Source organism: Actinoplanes sp. NPDC049118 (assembly GCF_040648555.1).
Taxonomy (GTDB): Bacteria; Actinomycetota; Actinomycetes; order Mycobacteriales; family Micromonosporaceae; genus Actinoplanes.
The window spans coordinates 225,614-244,753 of the sequence record NZ_JBEZDY010000009.1 but is presented as its reverse complement, the minus strand read 5'-3'; the positions used below and the strand labels follow the sequence as shown (position 1 = coordinate 244,753).

General features: G+C 71.7%; 14 protein-coding genes and 1 riboswitch. Of the genes, 10 read left to right on the top strand and 4 right to left on the bottom strand.

Features of this window, described 5'->3' with window-relative positions; translation table 11 throughout:
- The first annotated feature begins 19 nt into the window (after positions 1–19).
- The 8 genes from AB0B58_RS16610 to AB0B58_RS16575 all read left to right on the top strand — a co-directional run bounded on the left by AB0B58_RS16610 (position 20) and on the right by AB0B58_RS16575 (position 10,470).
- On the top strand, positions 20–931 hold the full coding sequence (locus AB0B58_RS16610) for a phosphatase PAP2 family protein (protein WP_360224071.1): 912 nt from the start codon (positions 20–22) through the stop codon (positions 929–931).
- Positions 928–1,869, top strand: coding sequence for a glycosyltransferase (locus AB0B58_RS16605; RefSeq protein WP_360224069.1), 942 nt, complete (start codon positions 928–930; stop codon positions 1,867–1,869). Before AB0B58_RS16610 ends, AB0B58_RS16605 begins: the two co-directional genes overlap by 4 nt.
- A gap of 179 nt (positions 1,870–2,048) precedes the next feature.
- Entirely contained in the window at positions 2,049–3,983 is a 1,935-nt protein-coding gene (locus AB0B58_RS16600; protein ID WP_360224243.1) for a delta-60 repeat domain-containing protein, read from the top strand.
- 135 nt (positions 3,984–4,118) lie between these two features.
- A complete protein-coding gene (locus tag AB0B58_RS16595; protein ID WP_360224067.1) occupies positions 4,119–5,774 on the top strand; it encodes a hypothetical protein in 1,656 nt (551 codons plus the stop codon).
- Complete coding sequence (locus tag AB0B58_RS16590; RefSeq protein ID WP_360224065.1) at positions 5,767–6,681, top strand: glycosyltransferase family A protein; 915 nt, start codon at positions 5,767–5,769, stop codon at positions 6,679–6,681. Before AB0B58_RS16595 ends, AB0B58_RS16590 begins: the two co-directional genes overlap by 8 nt.
- A 2-nt stretch (positions 6,682–6,683) precedes the next feature.
- Positions 6,684–8,045, top strand: coding sequence for an O-antigen ligase family protein (locus tag AB0B58_RS16585; protein ID WP_360224063.1), 1,362 nt, complete (start codon positions 6,684–6,686; stop codon positions 8,043–8,045).
- Positions 8,042–9,586, top strand: coding sequence for a polysaccharide biosynthesis C-terminal domain-containing protein (locus AB0B58_RS16580; RefSeq protein ID WP_360224061.1), 1,545 nt, complete (start codon positions 8,042–8,044; stop codon positions 9,584–9,586). The genes AB0B58_RS16585 and AB0B58_RS16580 overlap by 4 nt, the downstream gene beginning before the upstream one ends.
- Before the next feature lie 2 nt (positions 9,587–9,588).
- A complete protein-coding gene (locus AB0B58_RS16575; RefSeq protein WP_360224241.1) occupies positions 9,589–10,470 on the top strand; it encodes a sulfotransferase domain-containing protein in 882 nt (293 codons plus the stop codon).
- Here AB0B58_RS16575 and AB0B58_RS16570 read toward each other — a convergent pair.
- Positions 10,467–11,708 carry a hypothetical protein gene (locus tag AB0B58_RS16570; RefSeq protein ID WP_360224239.1) on the bottom strand — a complete coding sequence of 414 codons (1,242 nt, stop codon included), beginning with the start codon at positions 11,706–11,708 and terminating at the stop codon, positions 10,467–10,469. The genes AB0B58_RS16575 and AB0B58_RS16570 overlap by 4 nt on opposite strands.
- Before the next feature lie 58 nt (positions 11,709–11,766).
- Positions 11,767–13,170 (bottom strand): family 16 glycosylhydrolase, encoded by a 1,404-nt coding sequence (locus AB0B58_RS16565; protein ID WP_360224059.1) that lies wholly within the window; start codon positions 13,168–13,170, stop codon positions 11,767–11,769.
- 425 nt (positions 13,171–13,595) lie between these two features.
- Between AB0B58_RS16565 and AB0B58_RS16560 the strand changes: the two genes are divergently transcribed.
- Positions 13,596–14,786, top strand: a complete 1,191-nt coding sequence (locus AB0B58_RS16560; protein WP_360224057.1) for a hypothetical protein — start codon at positions 13,596–13,598, stop codon at positions 14,784–14,786.
- 30 nt (positions 14,787–14,816) lie between these two features.
- Here the strand turns inward: AB0B58_RS16560 and AB0B58_RS16555 are convergent, their stop codons facing one another.
- Both AB0B58_RS16555 and AB0B58_RS16550 read right to left on the bottom strand, forming a co-directional pair.
- On the bottom strand, positions 14,817–15,227 hold the full coding sequence (locus AB0B58_RS16555; RefSeq protein WP_360224055.1) for a hypothetical protein: 411 nt from the start codon (positions 15,225–15,227) through the stop codon (positions 14,817–14,819).
- A 15-nt stretch (positions 15,228–15,242) separates the two neighbouring features.
- On the bottom strand, positions 15,243–15,827 hold the full coding sequence (locus AB0B58_RS16550) for a TetR/AcrR family transcriptional regulator (protein ID WP_360224053.1): 585 nt from the start codon (positions 15,825–15,827) through the stop codon (positions 15,243–15,245).
- Positions 15,828–16,122: 295 nt separating this feature from the next.
- Positions 16,123–16,203, top strand: a riboswitch (cyclic di-GMP riboswitch).
- A 14-nt stretch (positions 16,204–16,217) separates the two neighbouring features.
- Here AB0B58_RS16550 and AB0B58_RS16545 point away from each other — a divergent pair.
- On the top strand, positions 16,218–19,094 hold the full coding sequence (locus tag AB0B58_RS16545) for a Calx-beta domain-containing protein (protein WP_360224051.1): 2,877 nt from the start codon (positions 16,218–16,220) through the stop codon (positions 19,092–19,094).
- The last annotated feature ends 46 nt before the right edge of the window (positions 19,095–19,140 follow it).

Sequence of the window (19,140 nt, the reverse complement as noted above, 5' to 3'; positions counted from 1 at the left end):
GCAGGATGGGGACTGTTCGGTGGTACTGCTCTACTTTGTCGCCGCGTTCTCGGTCGTCGTGCCGGCGGTCGTCGGGCCGCTGCTCGCGTACGGGCCGGTCCGGCGGCTCGCCCGCGGCCGCCTCGCGGCGAAGACCCGCGAGTCCGTGGCGGGCCTGGTCACGACGCTTGGGCGGCCGGCGACGGCGCTCGCCTTCGTGCTCTTCTGGGCCGCGCTCATCGTCGCCGTGTTCTGGCCGGTCGGCCTCCTGGCCCACAGCCTCGAGGAGGCGGTGGACTGGCCCGTCCTGCTGTGGGTCACCGACCGGCGCAACCCCGGCTTCGAGGACTTCAACTGGGTGTACACCGCGCTCGGCGACCGCGACCCGCTGAAGATCGTGGTCGTGGTGGCCGCGGTGTTCTTCGCACCCTTCTGGCGCAGGCGCTTCTGGATCCCGCTCGTCGCGATCCTGGCCAGCTTCCCGCTCGAGCAGTACGTGCAGGCCATCCTCAGCGGGATGGTGAACCGGGGGCACCCGCCGACCGGGCTCGGCTCGTACCCGTCCGGTGGCATCGCCCGGATCGTGATGACCTTCGGGGCGATCGCGCTCTTCGCCGCGTTGACCTGGCGGATGAGCCGGCGCTGGCACGTGGTCCTGGGCACGGTCGTGCTGGTCATGGCCACCTACGAGGGCTACTCCCGGATCTACGTGCAGAAGCACTGGATCACCGACGTGATCAGCGGCCTCGTCTTCGGGCCCGCGCTGTTCCTGGGCTACGCCGTGGCCGTCTGCGTCCTGGCGGGCCGCTATCCGCGGCAGGCACCGCCGGAGCCGGAACTGCGGGAGTCCGCCGCCGCCGGACCGGAGGCGGCCGGGACGGCGCCCGGCGGCGTCCCGGATGCGACCGTGTCCGTCGCCGCGGCGCAGGCCGCGGCGGCGCCCGCGCCGTGACGACGCTGCTCGTCGCCTCCACCGGTGGCCACCTGGCCGAGCTGCACGACCTCCGGCCGCGGCTCGGCGTCGGCGAGCGCCGCTGGGTCACCTTCGACAGCCCGCAGAGCCGCTCCCTGCTCGAGGGCGAGGACGTCGTCTACGTTCCGCCGGCGACCAGCCGGGACCTGGTCGGTGCGGTCCGCGACCTGGTCGTCGCCCGCAAGATGTTCCGGTCCGAGCGTTACGAGCAGGTGATCAGCACCGGGGCGAGCGTCGCGATGGCGTTCTTCGTGCCCGCTACGACGGCCGGGGTGCCGTGCTCCTACATCGAGAGTGCGACCCGCACCCGGGGGCCGTCGCTGACCGGCCGGCTCGCCGCCCGGGTGCCGCGCGCCCGCCTCTACACGCAGTATCCGGCGTGGGCCGACGACACCTGGCGCTACGGCGGATCCATCTTCGACGCGTTCGAGGCCGAGCCGGTCGCCGACCCCCGCCCGGTCCGCAAGGTCGTGGTGACGCTCGGAACCCATGAGCGCTACACCTTCCCGCGGCTCCTCAATCATCTCGTTACCCTCCTGCCGCCGGATTGGGACGTCCTGTGGCAGGTTGGTTCGACCGTTATCGATAGAATGCCCGCCGGCGCCCGTAAACAGGTGCCCGTCTCCGAGATGCGCCAGGCGCTCGCCGAGGCGGACGTCGTCATCTCGCACGCCGGGGTCGGCTCCGCGCTGGCGGCGATGCAGGCCGGCAAGCGGGCGCTGTACGTGCCGCGGCGCAAGGCGTTCGGCGAGCACGTCGACGACCATCAGGTCGAGATGGCGCGGGAGTTGGAAGGCAGGCGGCTGGTCGTGGCCCGGGAGGCGGAGGAGGTCGGTCTCGTTGACATCGAGAGGGCGGCCGCCTGGTCGGTGCGGGCCAGCGCGGGTGTCGTGCCGTTCCGGCTGGCTCCGTCGTGAATGCACGGTTTCGTCGCGTCCCCTGTGCACAGATCTCCGTCCGATAGACCGGCTCTCCGTCCGGACGGTCGATAGCGCCACGGCCGGGCCCGCACCAGGCTGCGTCAATCTTTAAGTTCTGATTAGGAGGGCTCGTGTCCCTGAAGCGTCGACTCCGGCCGCGGCAGGCCGCCAGGTTCCTGGCGCCCGTCGCGGTGATGAGTCTGACGGTCGCTCTGACCGCCGTCCCGGCGAGCGCCGTATACGTACCACCGAACGACCCGGCGACCCTGGTCTCGGCCAACCCGGCGGACAACACGCCGCATCTGCAGAACGGAAGCATGCGGGCCTTCGCGCAGATCGGCAACACGGTCTACGCCGGCGGCTCGTTCGCCGGGGTCAAGGCAGCCGGCGCCACCGCGTGGACCCCCGCGGACAACCTGATCGCCTACGACGCCGGCACCGGCGCGCTGCGGACCGCCTTCACCCCGGTCCTCGACGGCGCGGTGCAGACCCTCGCGGTCAGCCCCGACGGCAAGCTCATCGTCGGCGGCAGCTTCGGCACCGTGAACGGCGTCGCCCGCAAGAACCTGGTCGAGCTCGACCCGACCACCGGCGACACGGTCGGCGGCTGGGCCGGACGCGCCGACGGCGGCGTCGTGCGCCGCGCGATCGTGCACGGCAACCACCTCTACGTCGCCGGCGCCTTCCACTGGATCAACGGCACCGAGCACTCGCTGCTCGCCCGGCTCAACGCCACCACCGGTGCCGTCGACCCGAGCTTCCAGATCGACGCGAGCGGCGCCCGCCCGTACCCGAACAGCACCGAGCTGGTCTGGGGCCTCGCGGTCGCACCCGACGGCGACACCGTCGTGGCGGTCGGCAACTTCACCGACGTGAACGGGGCGGCCCGCAACCAGGTCGTCATGATCGAGACCGACGGCGCGCCGACGGTCGCGGACTGGAACACCGACCGGTACGTCGCCGCCTGTTACAGCGGCACATTCCCGTTCTACGCGCGCGACGTCGACTTCAGCGACGACAGCAAGTACTTCGTCATCATCGGCGACGGCGGCCGCGGCGACGCGTACTGCGACGCCACCGCCCGCTGGGAGACCGCGGACCGCGGGTCCAACGTCAAGGCCACGTGGGTCGACTTCACCGGCGCCGACTCGGTCACCTCGCTCGAGGTCGCCGACGGCGTCGTCTACATCGGCGGTCACTTCCGCTGGCAGAACAACGCCAACGGCAACGACGCGCAGGGCGCCGGTGGCGTCAGCCGCTATGGCATCGCCGCGCTGGACCAGCAGAACGGCGTGCCGCTGAACTGGAACCCGACCCGCTCGCCCGGCGGCCAGCTGCCGGCCGGCGGCACCGACTGGGGTCCGATCATGTGGGAGCTCTGGAAGGGCCCGAACGGCCTCTTCGCCGGCTTCGACGCCGACGGCCTCGGCAACGAGTACCACGGGCGGATGGGCTACTTCCCGGAGTCCGGCGGTCGCACCATCGGGATCCAGGACGCGCCGCAGGCCGCCTCCGGCTACCTCTACCTCGGCGCCGGCAACGGCCAGGTGACCAAGGTGCCGTACGGCGTGTCCGGGCTGGGCACCCCGGCGACGGTCAGCCAGCCGCAGCTCACCTCGGCCAGGTCGGCGTTCGTGGTGGCCAACAAGCTCTACTGGGCGAAGACCGACTTCTCGGCGCCGAGCGGCAGTGTGCTGAACATCTCGATGCTCAGCGGCAGCGGCGCGATCGGTGCACCGTGGGTCGGCAGCGGCTACAACTCCTGGTTCACGGCCGCCAGCATGACCGGCGCGTTCTTCCTGCAGGGCCGGATGTACTTCACGACGTCGTCCAGCAACTCGCTGTTCTACCGGTACCTGACGCCGGACGGCTACGTCGTGGGCTGCACCGCGTTCACGCTGCCCACCTCGGGCATCGACTGGCGCACCGTACGCGGTATGACCTGGGTGTCCGGCAAGCTCGTCTACGGTTCGACGGACGGCTCGCTTCGCACGGTCGCCTTCGACCCGGCCGCGACGCCGGCGGTCGTCGGATCCACCGCCACCGTGGTGGCGGCCCCGAGTGCCGCGGCCACCTGGTCCAATCAGACACTGTTCTTCGCAACCTCGTAACCAAAACCGTCTATGTAGCGAAGAGACTCCATTGAGTAACCTTCCCGGCCGTGCAAAGGTGCGCGGCCGGGGAGGATTCGCCACACTTGGATGCATCGATACACAACTGCAGAACCTGTCGGGGAGAGACGACTCATGGATGTGACTGATTCCGTCGCCGCGAGCCGGCAACGGGTCATCGGCTTCGCGGATGTCGTACGGATTCCGCTGCGCCGCTGGCGGATCGTGCTGGCCGTCGCCGGTGCCGTCACGCTCGCCGTGCTCGGGTACCTCCTCTTCTTTCCGGCGACGTTCCGGGCGACGACGGTCGTGGTGTTGCGCCCCGTGGTCACCGACCCGTTCACCCTGCCGTCCAGCGGCGCCGACCGGGCCATCAACATGACCGCCGAGAACGGCATCGCCCTGGGCAACGACGTGATCGACACGACCGCCCGGATCCTGAACCAGGACTCGGAGGCGATCCGCGAGGCGCTGTCCACCGAGGTGCCGACCGGCGGCCAGGTGCTCCGCTTCCAGTACGCGGGCGACAGCGAGGACAGCGCGATCACCGGCGCGAACACCGCGGCGGAGACCTACCTGCGCGTCCGCGAGGACATCTACAAGCAGCAGCGCGCCGCGCTGATCCTGTCGTACGACAACACCATCAAGTCGGTGACCAGCCAGCGGCTCGCCGCGCAGAAGGACCTGCCCTCGCGGCAGTCCAGCTCGGACACGGCGTCCCCGCGTACGCAGGCGACGCTGGACCAGGTGAGCGCGCTCAACGACCAGATCGCCCAGCTCGCGAACGCGCGCGCCAAGGTGGCCTCGGCCGACCTGAGCCCCGGCTCGATCACCGCCGCGGCCCGCTCGCCGATCCCGTCGAGCCACGACGCCGGCGCGATCTACCTGCTCGGCGCGGTGCTGGGCGGCCTGCTGCTCGGCATGGTCACCGCGCACGCCCGCGAGGCGCTCGACCGTCGGGTCCGCTCCATCGAGCAGGCCGCGGACCTGGTGGGCCTGCCCGCGCTCGGCGTGGTCCGGGCCGCCGGGCGGCACCACGACGACGCGGCCGCCGCAGACGCCCGCTATGTGTCGCTCGCGGTGCTCAAGTGGATCGACCGGCACCCGGACCGGGCGCTGGTCGTGCTCTCCAGCCGCAACGACGAGGGCCGCACGGTCGTGACCGGCAATCTCGCCGTCGCGCTCGCCGAGGCCGGCCAGGACGTCACGCTGGCCGGGCCGCCGGAGAGCCAGGAGGAGCTCAAGCGGGTGCTGTTCGCGGCGCAGAAGCGCACCCCGCCGCGGCCCCGCACGCTGGCGCCGGGCGGTTCCGCGGGGCTGAACGGCTCGCCGGCGGCGGACCGGCTCGGCCGGAACACCGGCGGCAGCGGCGCGGGCCGGCTCTCCGCGCCGTCCACGCGCCTGGCGCCGACCCAGATGCGGGTGTCGTCCAACGACCCCGAGGCCACCCTGATCATGGAGACGTCGGTCCGGCAGGCACCCTCGCCCGCCCCGGCGCCGGTGAACTCCGCGGCCGATCTCGACAGCCGCCTGATGGTCGTGCTGATCGGCGGCGGCGTGGTGCGGCTCTGCACGCTGGGCGAGGAGCCCGACAGCGGCGTGGTCGTGATCGACGCGCCGCCGTCCGACACCGACGAGCGGGGCGTCCGCGCCGCGCAGTCCGGTGTCGCGGTCCTGGTCGTCGCCCGGGACCGGACCCGCAACGCCGAACTGACCCGCCTCGTCGACCGCCTGCGCTCGGCCGGTGCGCAGACGGTCGGCTTCGTTCTCACCGGGGGACGCAGTGCCTGAGACCTACCCCGACGTCAGCGTCATCGTCGCCACCCGCGACCGCCCCGGCCTGCTGGAGCGGGCCGTGGCCAGCATCCTCGGCCAGGACTATCCCGGCCGCGTCGAGTGCGTCGTGGTCTACGACCACGTCGACGTGCGCGAGCTGAGCGTGCCCGTCGGACCGGACCGGGCGCTGAAGCTGATCAACAACAGCCGCCGGCCCGGCCTGCCCGGCGGCCGCAACAGCGGCGTGGACGCGGCGACCGGCGAGCTGCTGGCGTTCTGCGACGACGACGACATCTGGCTGGCCGCCAAGCTCAGCCGGCAGGTGGAGCAGCTCGCCGACCCGGCGATCGGCGCGGTGAGCTGCGGGCTGCGGCTGCGCGGCCCCGGCATCGACAAAGAGCGCGTCCTCGGACGCGACCGCGTCGTCTTCGACGAACTGCTCGCCGACCGGGTCATGGAGGTGCACTCCAGCACCATGCTGGTGCGCCGCTCGACCTGGGCCGCCGCCGGCGAGGTCGACGAGGACATCCCGGGCGGCTACAGCGAGGACTACGAGTGGCTGCTGCGGGTCTCCGCGCACACGCCGATCGCCGTGGTCCGGCAGGCGCTGGTCATCGTCGACTGGCACGGCGGCTCGTTCTACTTCGGCCGCTGGGCGACCATCGTCGACGCGCAGCGGTACCTGATCGACAAGCATCCCGAGCTGGCCCGCAGCCGCGCCGGCATGGCCCGCCTGCGCGGCCAGATCGCGTTCGCCCTGGCGTCCGGCAACCGTCGCACCGAGGCGATGCGGGAGCTCGCGGCCGTCATCCGGCTGAACCCGCGGGAGAAGCGGGTGCTGGTCACCGTGCCGGTGATCCTCGGCCTGATGACCGGCGAGCGGCTGCTGCGGATGGCGCAGAAGCGCGGCAAGGGGATCTGAGATTGGCCAGGCCTGGAATTCGGGCCCGGCGGGTGCGGGCGACCGCGCCCGCCCGGGCCCGGGCGGTCGCCCTGGTCGAGCCCGGCGTTCTCGAGCCCGGCGCCTGGATGATCCGGACGGCGAAGCTGCCGGTGTGGCCCGTCTACGCCATGTTCGCGTTCCTGCCGCTCTGGTGGGTGCTCGGCGTCTTCTACTTCGTCTGGCCGTTCTTCGGGGTGCTGCTGCTGGCCCTGCTGAGCACCCGCGGCGGCATCCGGCTGCCCACCGGCACGGTCTTCTGGCTGGTCTTCCTCAGCCTGGTCACGATCAGCGCCACCCGGCTCGACCGGGTCACCTCGCTGATCGTCTTCGGGCTGCGGCTGGGCCACCTGCTCACCGGCTTCGTCGTCGGGATCTACGTCTACAACCTGATCCGCGACCGCGTGCGGTGGACCCGCGTCGCGAATCCACTCGCCCTGTTCTGGCTGGGCGTCGTCGCGCTCGGCTGGCTCGGCGTGCTCATGCCGAAGTTCAGCTTCCCGAGCCCATTCGAGCTGGCGCTGCCGCACGGCGTGCGCTCCGAGCGGTTCATCCTGGACCTGGCGCACCTGGACTCGACCGAGTTCAACAAGCTCAGCAGCAACCCGATCTACCGGCCGGCCGCGCCGTACCCGTACACCAACAACTGGGGCACGGCGTACTGCTTCCTGGTGCCGTTCGTGCTCGCGTACCTGATGTCGGTGCGCCGCGGCGCGATGCGGATCGCCTTGCTGGTGTCGCTGCCGCTCTCGCTCGTCCCCGCGTTCCTGACGCTGAACCGCGGCATGTTCATCGGCCTCGGCGCCGGCGTCGCCTACCTGCTCGGCCGGGAGGCCCTCAAGGGCCGGATCCGGATGCTGGTGCCGGTCGTGGTCATCGTGGTCCTCGGCTGGATCGTCACGCTCTTCATCCCGGTTTTCGATCTCATCACGAACCGGACATCCACCACGGACACCACCTCGGACCGCTTCGACCTCTACGCGCAGACGTGGGCGGCGGTCGCTCAATCGCCGCTGTTCGGGTTCGGGCAGCCGAACTCGGTCGACACGACCCATGCCGCCGAGCCGCTCGGCACCCAGGGCATGATCTGGCAGCTGCTCTACAGCCACGGCGTTCCGGCGACGATCTGCTTCTACGTCCTGCTGATGGTCCTGGCCCGGCGGCTGGCGGCCGCGGTGACATCCGCAGGGCTGTGGCTTAGTGCGGTGCCCGTCATCGCGGTCGTCGTGACGCCGTTCTACGCCTACATCGACCCGAACATGTCGGTCCTCTGCTTCGTCGTCGCACTGGGGCTCGCGGCCGTCGACGGCCCGGTCAACCGCGAACTCAAGGAGACCCCGGCATGACGGTGACAGCCGCGCAGGGCCCACCCGACACCGAGGTACGGCGGAGCACGCGCAGCGGCGCCGTCGGCCTCGCCGGCGCCGCGGTCAACGGTGCCTTTGGCTTCGTGCTCACCACCGTCATCGTCCGCGCATTCGGTGCGGACGGCTCCGGAGCGCTGTTCAGCGTCATCGGCCTGGTCACCATCGCCGGCGCGATCTGCTGTTTCGGTGCGGACACCGGTCTGATGTGGGCGATCCCGCGTCGCAGGCTCGGCCCCGACGGCGACGCGGCCCGGCTGCTCCCGCTCGCGGTGCTGCCTACGCTCGCGCTGGCGGGTTCGGTCGGGGCGGTGTGCTACGCCGCCGCGGCGCCGGTCGCGCGGACCCTGCTCGACGACGCCGACGGCACCGCGCTCATCCGGCTCGCCGCCGTCTGCGTGCCGCTGATCGTCGCGTCGACGGTGCTGCTCGCGGCCGTGCGCGCGACCCGGTCCGTGTCGGCGTACGTGGGGGTGCAGTTCCTGCTCGTGCCGATCGCACGGCCGATTCTGATGATCGCCGCGGTGTCCGCCGGCGGGGGTGTGCTGCTGGGCTTCGCCGGCTGGCTGCTGCCGCTCGCCGCCGCGGTGCTGTTCGCGCTGGCGCTGGTCGTGCGCCCGCTCGGCCTGTTCGCCGGTGCGTCGCTGCGCCCGGACCGGGCCGACTGGCGGGCGTTCTGGGGCTTCGCCCTGCCGCGCGCCGGGTCGGTGGCCGTCGATGCCAGCAGCATGTGGGTCGGCGTCTTGCTCACCGGCGCGCTGGCGACCCAGGCCGAGGCCGGCGTCTTCGCGGCGGTCGGCCGCTATGCGCTCGCCGGCCTGCTAATCATGCAGGGCCTGCGGGTTGCGATCGCGCCGCAGTTGTCCCGCCTGCTCGGCGCCGGCCAGCGCGGCGAGGCGGCCCGGGTCTACCGGCGCACCACCCTCTGGATCGTCCTGCTCTCCTGGCCCGCCTATCTGGTGCTGGCCGTGTTCGCGCCGGCGTTCCTGCGGCTCTTCGGCGCGGAGTTCGACTCGGGTGCTGCCGGCATGACGGTGCTGGCCGTCGCGATGCTCGTCAATGTCGGGGTCGGCCTCGTGCAGACCGTGCTGCTGATGAGCGGCAACAGCCGTGGCCATCTGCTCGCCACCGTCGCCGGGCTCGCGCTGAACGTGGCCGCCTGCTTCGTGCTCATTCCGCGGCACGGGGCCCTGGGCGCGGCCGTCGCCTGGTCCCTCGGCATCGTCTGCGAGAACGTGCTGGCCGCGGTCCTCGCCCGGTGGGCGCTGGGCGAGCCGCTCTTCGGCCGGACCCTCGTGTTGTCCGCCGGCGCGACGCTGGCCGCGTCCGGCGTCGCGGCCGGGATCGGTGTCCTGGTCGCCGGGCGGGGGCTGCCGGGCCTGGCCGTCTGCCTTGGCGTCCTCGCCGCCGGCCTGCTCGCCCTGCTCGCCGACCGGCGCGTCCGCGCGGCCCTCAGGAACGTCCGGACTCAGCTCCGGCCCGCTCAGACCATGCCAGCACAGACCCAGGAGGTCCCGTCGTGACCGTGAAGGACCGGATCAAGGGCGTCGCACCGCGGGCCGCCAGGGAACAGGTCCGGGAGCTGATGGTCCGCTACGGCGAGCGAACCAGCGATCGACGGCCGCTGCCCGACTTCCTGGTGATCGGCACGAAGCGCGGCGGCACGACATCGCTGTGGCGCTACCTGATCCAGCACCCGCTCGTGCCGCGGCTGTTCCCCGCATGGAACACGAAGACCTCGCACTACTTCGAGGAGAACTGGTCGCGCGGCGAGGCGTGGTACCGCTCGCACTTCCCGACGGTGAGGCAGCGGGCGGCGCTGGAGCGCCGGCACGGTGCGCCGCCGAGGGTGGGCGAGGCCGCGCCGCTCTACATGTTCCATCCGCTGGTGGCGGCCCGGGTGGCCGACCTGATGCCGCGGGCCCGGATGGTCGTGCTGTTGCGCGACCCGGTCGAGCGGGCGTACTCGCACTGGAAGGAGCGCCGAACCGAGGGTGTCGAGCCGCTCGACTTCGCCGCGGCGCTCGCCGCCGAGGAGTCCCGGACGGCGGGGGAGCGGGACAGGCTGCTCGCCGAGGATGACTATCACAGCGAGGCGTACGACTGGTATTCGTACCGGGCCCGGGGCCGCTACCTCGACCACCTGACGCCCTGGCTGGACCACTTCGACCGCGGCCAGCTGTGCTTCGTGGCCAGCGAGACGCTGTACCGGGAGCCGGCCGCCACCTATGCGCGGATCCTCGATTTCATCGGGCTTCCCCCGTATGAGCTGCCCAAATACGACGTCTTCAACGACCGGCCCAGCCGGGGCATGGACGACGCCGTCCGGGCCGAGCTGACCGAGTATTACCGGCCGCACAATGCGGCGCTGGCTTCGCGCCTGGGCATGTCGTTCGACTGGTCTTAGGGCGTGCCCTGCCGCTGGTCGAGGACGTCGAGCAGGGCGGGGTGCAGCTTCGGGTTCCAGCCCGCGCCCCCGCCCGACAGCTCGTAGGTGCGCAGCCAGAGCTCGACCAGGTACGCGTCGGCGACGAACCGCTGCCGGGCCGGGTCCAGGCCCAGCGCCGCGCCGTGGCGCCGCAGCGCCTCGTCGACGGCCGTCGCGCACTCGGCGGCGGGCCGCCCGTGTGTGGACAGGGCGGTCTGGAATGCCTGGTGTGCCAGGTCGAAGCCGACGGGTACGCCGGGCGCGCTGTTCTCCCAGTCCCAGACCAGCAGGCCGCGCCGGTGCCGGGCCATGTTCCACGGCACCCAGTCGCCGTGCCAGTCGCCGAGCTCGAGCGGGAGGTCCCGGTCCAGCCGGGCGATTGCGGCGTGGATGCGCGGGTCGCCGCCCTGGGCCCGGCTGCGCCAGCCCGCGACGAGGTCGCTCGCCGGCCGTGGCCGCGCCGGCGGGCCACCGCGCCGGGCGACGGCCAGCATCGCCTCCAGGCGGGGGCGGCCGGGCCTGCGGATGCGGCGCACGCGGCGCGGCATCGGCTCGATGACGGCGATCTCGCGGCCGTTCCACCGGGTGTGCAGCATGAGCCGCGGCGCGGGCGGGAAGCCGTTGCCCACCGGCAGGTCGGCGAGGGTGGCGGCCTCCGCGCGGACCATCGCGCGGGTGCCGTCGTTCCAGCCGATCTTCGCGTACCCGCGGGGGCGTCCGCGGCCGTCGAAGAGCTGGAGGGTGGGCTTGTGGTGCGGGTCCGGTGGCCGGATTCCGATGGCGGCGTGCAGTTCCGCCTCGCCCAGTTCGCCGGCGAGGAAGCCGGCGAGGAGCAGCTCGGGTGCGGCGGCGTGCACGGACAGGATCGGTGCGCGGGTCAGGCCGAGCGCCCCGGCGCGGGCGAGGAGGCCGATCGCGGCCCGCCCGGCGCGCACCCTGGGCGGGCGCAGCGCGTTGTAGGCGAGCAGCGAGGCCGCCGTCACCCGTCGCGATGCCAGCGGGAGCAGGAATCGGGCGTTGTCGAGGGAGGGGATGACCGCGTACCGCGCGGTGGCCGCCGGGTCGTCGCCGACCGCGACGCGGATGGCGGGGTCGCCGAAGACGGCCCGGGTGACCCAGCCGAGGCCGTCGCGCCGGTCGCGCGGGTCGGCCTCGGCGACCAGGGGGTCGGAGGGGCTCCGCTGGCCGGGGATCGACGCCCGCCTCGACTCGTTCAGCACGGCCTAGACGATAGGCGAACGCCGATCGCGCGGGGCGACCCCGGTCGTCGTCGCGTCAACGTTGGTAGACCCGGACGTAGTCGACGACGAAGTCCGCCGGGAACGCGGTGCTCGCGTCCGGGTCGCCCAGCCAGCCGCCGACCTGGAAGTTCAGCCGGATGTTGTACGGCTTGTTGAACGCCTTGTCGTACCAGGGCGTCGTGGTGCGGTCCCGGGTCCAGACCAGCTTGCCGTCGATGTACCACTTGAGCGCGTTGGCGTCCCACTCCGTGGCGTACGTGTGGTAGCCGTCGGCCGGGTAGCCGCCGCTGGGCAGGGCGATGCGGGTGTCCTGCTTGACCGGGCTGTAGTCCCAGAAGATGGCCGCGGTCGACTTGGAGTACCAGCCGGTGCCGCCGGGCAGCTCGGTGACGTCGATCTCGCCGTTGCCGCCGTCGTCGGGGCGCAGCCAGAACGCCGGCCACAGGCCCTTTGAGGTCTCCGGCTTGTTCGGCGACTTGGCGCGGATCTCGAAGCGGCCGTACTTGAACGAGGCCTTGCCCATCGTGTCCAGGTATGACTGCGTGTACCGGCGGGTCTGCGAGCTGCAGGTCGAGGTCTGCTTCAGCGCCCGCAGGGTCAGGTTTCCGTTGCTGACGAATGTGTTCTTCGGGTCGTCGACGTTGCAGCCGAGGTCGATGTCGCGGCCCTCGGCGTCGCGCAGGTTCCACTTCGACCTGTCGATGCCGCCGGAGGTGAAGTCGTCGCCCCAGACGAGCCGCCAGCCGTCGGCCGGCGCGGTCGTGGCCGGTGGCCGGCTGGTCGGCGCGGCCGTCGGCGCCGTCGTGGTCGTCGGCGCCTTGGTGGGTGCGGTCGTCGCCGGTGCCGTGGTCGGCCGGGTCGTCGGCGGCGGCAGGGCGGTGCTCGGCGCGGACGTCGTCGCCGACGGCTTGGTACGGGTCTCGTAGGACAGGATCAGCTCGGGGTGCAGGCTCTCCTTCGAGTTCTCCCGCGACGCCCAGTAGATGCGGGTGTGGTGGTTTTCCTGGGAGAGCGCGAACGTGTAGGTGCCGTTGCGCTGCACCGAGCCGGAGACGTCGAACTCGTTGAACCCCTTCGTGACCCGGTCGACGGCCTGCACGTCGGCGGCGGCGACGAGCTGGGCCGGGCTGCCCGCGGCGCTCAGGTCGCCCGGCAGGGTCCGGGCCAGTACGCGGGCGGCGAAGTCCTGCCACGCGTACACCCGCAGCTTGGCCTTCACCTTGACGGCGTTGGCCGGCAGCTTGTCGACGGCGAACTGGAGGGTCGCGTCCCGGCGGCCCTTCGGGTTGCCGTCGCACAAGGACGGGCAGCTCGCCAGGGTTGTCTTGACGCCGTTGTCGCCGTCCTGCGGCACCTGGGTGACGGTGGTGTCGGCGACCGGGCGCAAGGTCAGGCCGTTGTCGTCGCCGGCGAAGACGGGCACGAGTGTCGTCGCCATGGCCGTCACCGCCGCCGTGGCGATCAGCGCGAGCGACCGGGTGCTGCGGATCCCCCGTCGCGGCTGCGGAGCATGAGCCGGTGAATACGCCCTGCGCAACATCAACTGTCTTCTTCCGTCCGGTGTCTGAAGCGTCGAGTCTCTTGTGGCTGGTCGATGGCAGAGCGTAGCGGGAACCGTACGAAGATCGCAGCCCGGCGAAAGTGAGCCTAATCCCACCTTAAGAATCCGTTAATGTGGGGCCGCATATTTTGCATTGTCCAAATCGGTCTTGTCGCTACATGTCGGCGCGAGTCCGGGGCCGCGCGGTGGCGTTATCCAAATGGAACAGACCTTGCCGCCGGCAATTGGCACATACGCTCGCCGGGCTGCCCGAATGCGGCGCCGAAATCATTTGGTGGCGTGCGGTTCCTAGGCTGGCGGCCATGCTCCGCCGGATCGCCGCCGTCGCCGTCACCCTGCTCGCCCTGGTGGCGGGCTGGCGCCTGGTGGCGCCGGCGGACCGCGGCGGGGTGGCGGGCCAGCTCGCGTTCCTGCGTGCCGAGCTGGACGCCGGGGCCGCCGAGCAGGCGCAGGGACAGTTTCCGGAGGGCTACCTCTTCCTGTACGCCCTGTACGGCCTCGCCCAGGTCGAGCGGGGCCGGGGCGCCGCCGATCCGGCGGAGCAGGTGCGCGAGGCGCGGTGGGCCCTGTCCCGGCTTGAGGCGCCGGCCGGGCGTGCGCCGTTCAGCGCGGACCTGACCCCGGCATACGGGGTCTTCTACCAGGGCTGGACCAACTGGCTGCGCGGCGGCGTGCTCTCGCTGCGGCCCGACCCGGCGCTGCGCCGCGACTTCGAGGCGGCGTCGGCGGCGCTGGCGGCGGCCTTCGACGCGTCGCCGTCGCCGTACCTCGCGGCCTATCCCGGTCAGGCGTGGCCGGTCGACTCCACGGTCGCGATCGCCTCGCTGCGCCTGCACGACACCCTGCTGCCGCCGCGGTACGCCGGCACGGTGCACCGCTGGCTGACCGGCGTCCGGCAGCGGCTAGACCCGGCGACGGGTCTGCTGCCGCATACCGTCGACCCGGCGACCGGCGCACCCACCTCGACGGCCCGGGGCACCTCGCAGAGCATCATCCAGCGCTTCCTGGTCGACATCGACCCGGCGTTCGCGCGGTCGCAGTACCTGGGCTTCCGCTCGCTGTTCGTGGTGCGGCCGCTGCGGCTGGGCCCGGCGGTCCGGGAGTATCCGGCGGGCATGGACGGTCCCGCCGACGTGGACTCGGGGCCGCTGCCGCTCGGGGTGAGCCTGTCGGCGACCGCGGTGACGCTGGGCGCGGCGGCCGTCGCGGGGGACCGCCGGCTGGCCCGGGCGCTGGCCAACTATGGGGAGCTGCTGGGCGTACCCGTGTCGACGCCGTGGTCCAAACGGTATGCCGCGGGCCTGCTCCCGATCGGCGACGCCTTCGTGGCGTGGTCGAAGACCGCGCGGCCGTGGGTGGCCGCCGCCCCGGCGCCGCCCCCACCGGATCTCACCCGGTGGTGGCGGCTGCCGTTTCTCGCGGCGCTGGCGCTCGCCGCGCTGCTCGCCTGGCTGCCGCTCATCCGCCGGCGGGCCGCCGCCCTTTGCGGCTGAGGGGCCCGCCGCCGCGGCCGGGCGGCCCGGTCAGCTGGTTCCGGCGGCGATGAGGCCGATGCCCGCCGCGGCCAGGCCGGTGACGAGCAGGGCCGCGCCCGCCCAGAGCAGGGCGATGAACCCGTTGGGCCGCTGGGGATCCCGGCCGATCACGGAGAGGAAGAAGCCGCCGGGCATGAGGATCGCGGCGAGCAGCACGCCGAGCGATAGCGCCTGCCAGAGCCCGCCGACGTCGTTGAGCTGGCCCAGCAGCATGACGAGCAGGCCGAGGATGACCAGCACGCCGGCGTGCGCGTGGCCGGCCCGGAAGAAACGCTGCTGCAGCTCGTTGGCGGGCACGCCGCCGCGGGTCACCTTGAGCAGGAACGTGCCGCCGTAGGCGATGCCGACGATGGACAGCAGCACGACGCCGGCGATGATCTGGTGGACGTTGTCGAGCATTCGGGGGTCCTTACCTCAGGGGTTTGTCGGGGGCTGTAGCAGGGAGAGCGCCCGCCGGGCGAGGGCCTCGACGTCGGCGGCCTGGTCGCGCGCGTTCAGCGGGCCGTCCAGGGCGCCGGCGAGGGTGCCGTTGAGGGCGAGCGTGGCCACGCCGTGCACGACGCCCCAGGCGGCGACCTCGGCGGCGGTCACGTCGGCGGCCCCCAGCGTGCGCACGCCGTCGCGCAGCGGCGCCAAAGACTCCGCGCGCGCGGAAATTAGTTCGGGATCGTCGTTGTCGAGCAGGTCGGAGCGGAACATCACGGCGAAGTGGCCGGGATTGGTGAGCGCGAACCGCACGTAGGCGACGCCGACATCGATGAACTCGCCCGCCGCGGCGGCGCCGCGCAACTGCTCGGCGAGCATCAGATTGCCCTGCACGGCGAGCGCATTGAGCACGCCCTCGCGGCTGCCGAAATGGCGCCGGAAAGCGGTGTGGCTGACACCGATGTCGGCGGCGACGGCCCGCAGACTGAGCGCTGCGACACCGTCGCGGGTAATGACCGAGACGGCGCCGGCCAGGATCGCGTCGCGCAGATTCCCGTGGTGATAACCGGCCATGTGCGCGAAGTTACCAGTGGATACTTTTCGTTGTCAAGATTGATGTCCGACTACGTCGTTGGGATGTATTTCCGCAGGTAGAGCGCTTGTGGCCGGGTGGTCGGGTAGATAAGAAATCATCACAAGACCGCGCTGTCGGGGCTATCAGGCCTAAAAGTCCAATTCCCCAACAGTCCGGCATTTCGCTGGTTACAGTACGGACGGCGCAACTCCCCAGTGCGAGCTTTGTCCCCGCGCTAGGTGCCCGCGCCGACCGGCCGGAATGGCCGGTGCACCACAAGCCGTCGCGTGCGGCACCCGAGAAAGGCAAACCCGTCGAGAGGCGGGGACGCAAAGCCAGGGACCTCCCGGAGTGGGAGGCGGCCCAGCCGCCGAAGGAGACAGAAACACATGCGCTATTCACCAGCCCATGCGGCCAAGAGCGGCTCGGTTCCGTTCATGCTGCGTGGTCCCAAGCCGTTCCGGATGGCCATGTCGGCCGTGGTCGCCGGCATCATCGGCCTGGTGCCGGCAGTCCTTGTCGCGTCGCCCGCAAATGCCGCGCCCGAGGACTATTCGATCGCCGACGTCTCGGCCACCGAGGGGGGCACCCTCACCTTCACGATCAGGCGTGGCCCCGCCGCTGTCGGCACCCCGCTGCCCTCGGAGACGGTGACCTGGGCGACCGCGAACGGTACGGCCACCGCCGGCACCGACTACACCGCCGTGACGAACGGCTCCGTCGCCTTCCCCGCCTGGTCCAACACCAGCGTGGCTCAGACCAAGACCATCACCGTCAACACGCTGCAGGACACCGCGGACGAGGTGGACGCCGAGGACTTCGAGGTCACTGTCACCCCGCCCGCGCCCGGGGCGCCGGTCACGGCGACGGGCACGATCATCGACGACGACAACCCGACCTACACGCTGGTCTCGTCGCCCACGACGGTCAACGAGGGAACCGCACAGGCGCAGCGTGTAGCGAAGATCACCGCGACGCTGTCGAAGCCCGCGCAGGAGCAGGTCACGATCCCGGTGGCCACGAAGGACGGCACGGCGAAGGCGGGACAGGACTACGACGCCCTGGAAGACGCGATCGTCATCGACGTCGGCGAGACCACCGGCTTCGTCAACGTGCAGATCTCGGACGACAACATCGACGAGGCCGCCGTGCAGACCTTCACGGTCGACTCGTCCGAGGGCACGAACGTCGAGGGTACGCACTCCGTCTCGGTCAACATCGCCGACAACGACCTGCCGCCCGTGATCACCATTGCCTCGGCCGGCAGCGTCGAGGAGGGTGGGCCGCTCGAGTTCAACGCCATCCTGACCGGTCTGTCCGAGGAGACCGTCACGGCCCGGTGGGACACGGCGGACGGCCCGGTCGGCGACCCGACCCCGGGCGTCGGCAGCGCCAAGGCCGGCGAGGACTACACGGCCGTCTCCAACGGCACGGTGACCTTCGCGCCGCTCGCCTCGAGCCCGACGACGCCGATCTCCGTCACGACCCTGTACGACGACCTCGACGAGACCGACGAGGAGCTGCACGTCACGCTGAGCTCGCCGGTCAACGGCACCCTCGGCACCCCCGCGGCGGCGGCCGGCACCATCACGGACGCCGGCACCACCCCCGGCCCGCAGGTGCAGCTCGCGCCGACCGAGATCGTCGAGGGTGGTCCGAACACCGCCAAGGCGCGTACCTTCACGGTCACGCTGACGAAGCCCTCCGGCCGCGAGCAGAAGGTCGGTTACTCCGTCGCCGGCGGCACCGCCGTCGCCGGTGAGGACTTCACGACGCCGACGCCGGGCACGCTCACGTTCGCGCCGGGCGAGACGAAGAAGACCTTCATGGTCAACATCACCGGCGACAACACCGACGAGGGCGACGGCGAGACCATCGACGTCACCCTCAGCGACGTCGGGACGCCGGCCGGTGGCCTCGAGGGTGGCCTGTCGCTGGGCGTCACCACGGTGACCATCACCGATGACGACGCCAAGCCGGTGCTGAGCCTCGTCAAGTCCGACATCACCGTGTCGGAGTCCGACGCTCCCATTCCCGTTTTGTTCGAGCTGAAGCTCTCCAACCCGAGCGCCGACCCCGTCGACTGGGTCGTCAGCCGGGCGGGGGCGAACCCCGGCACGGCGACCGAGGGTGTCGACTTCGACGTGCTGGCCCCGGCCATCCCGCCGGGCACCGGCACCATCCCCGCGGGACAGACGTCGGGCTACGTGCTCTTCGTCGTCAACGGCGACGAGGTCTACGAGACCAACGAGACCGCCCGCTACACGATCGAGCGCGACCCCGGCGACACCGCCGCGACCGGCGGCCCGCTGACGGCGGCGTTCACCATCACCAACGACGACGATGCGCCGGAGCTGGAGATCACCTCCGACGAGGTGACCGAGGGCGAGACCGCCGCCATCGAGGGCGTGGTGACCGGTGAGGCGGAGAACGGCACGATCCTGAACATCACCCTCACCGGCAAGGCCGGCGACGGGGTGGCGGCCGCCTCGTCCAACGACTTCAGCCCCGCGGCGTTCCAGGTCGAGATCCCGGGCGGAACGCCCTCGGGATCCACGATCACCGTCGGCAACGTCACCATCGCCGACGACACGGCCGCGGAGCCGGCCGAGCGGATCCTCGTCTCGGGCACCGGGTTCGGCGGCACCGGCACGGTCAAGGACGGCGTGCTGACCATCGTGGCCAGCGACGGCGGCACCGGGCCGGAGGTCGGCGCTCCCACGCTGACGGCCCAGGCCACCGAGCGGCCCGGCGCCGGCCCGGTCAACCTCAGCGGTACGGCCACGGCGGGCTCGACGGTCACGCTGTGGGGCCGGACGGTCAACTCCGAGGAGTCCGACTACGCGGTGATCAGCACGGCCACGGCCGGCTCGAACGGGGCCTTCCTGTTCAAGCCGACGCTGAGCACCGACGGCATGTACTTCAAGGTCGGCGACGGCGACATGGAGTCGGCCGCGGTTCGGGTCTTCATCCGGCAGGACCCCGACCTGGCCGCCAGCTCGCCCAGCAAGGGCAGCGTCCGGCTCATGGTCACCGGTGACCCGAAGGTCGCCGGGCTGGAGGCCCGGGTCTTCCGGGCCAACCCGAACGGCACCTGGACCAGCGTCGGCTCCGGCCGGCTGACCGCGGCCGGCACCTTCACCAAGACCCTCACGGGTCTGAAGTCCGGCACGGCGTACACCTACAAGGCCTACGTGGTCGGCAACGGCTCACGTGGCATCCTGACCGGCTACTCGGCGTACACGAAGCGCGTAGTGGTCAAGTAATCGATCGAAGGTAGGCGGGGGCGGTCCATTGCGGACCGCCCCCGCT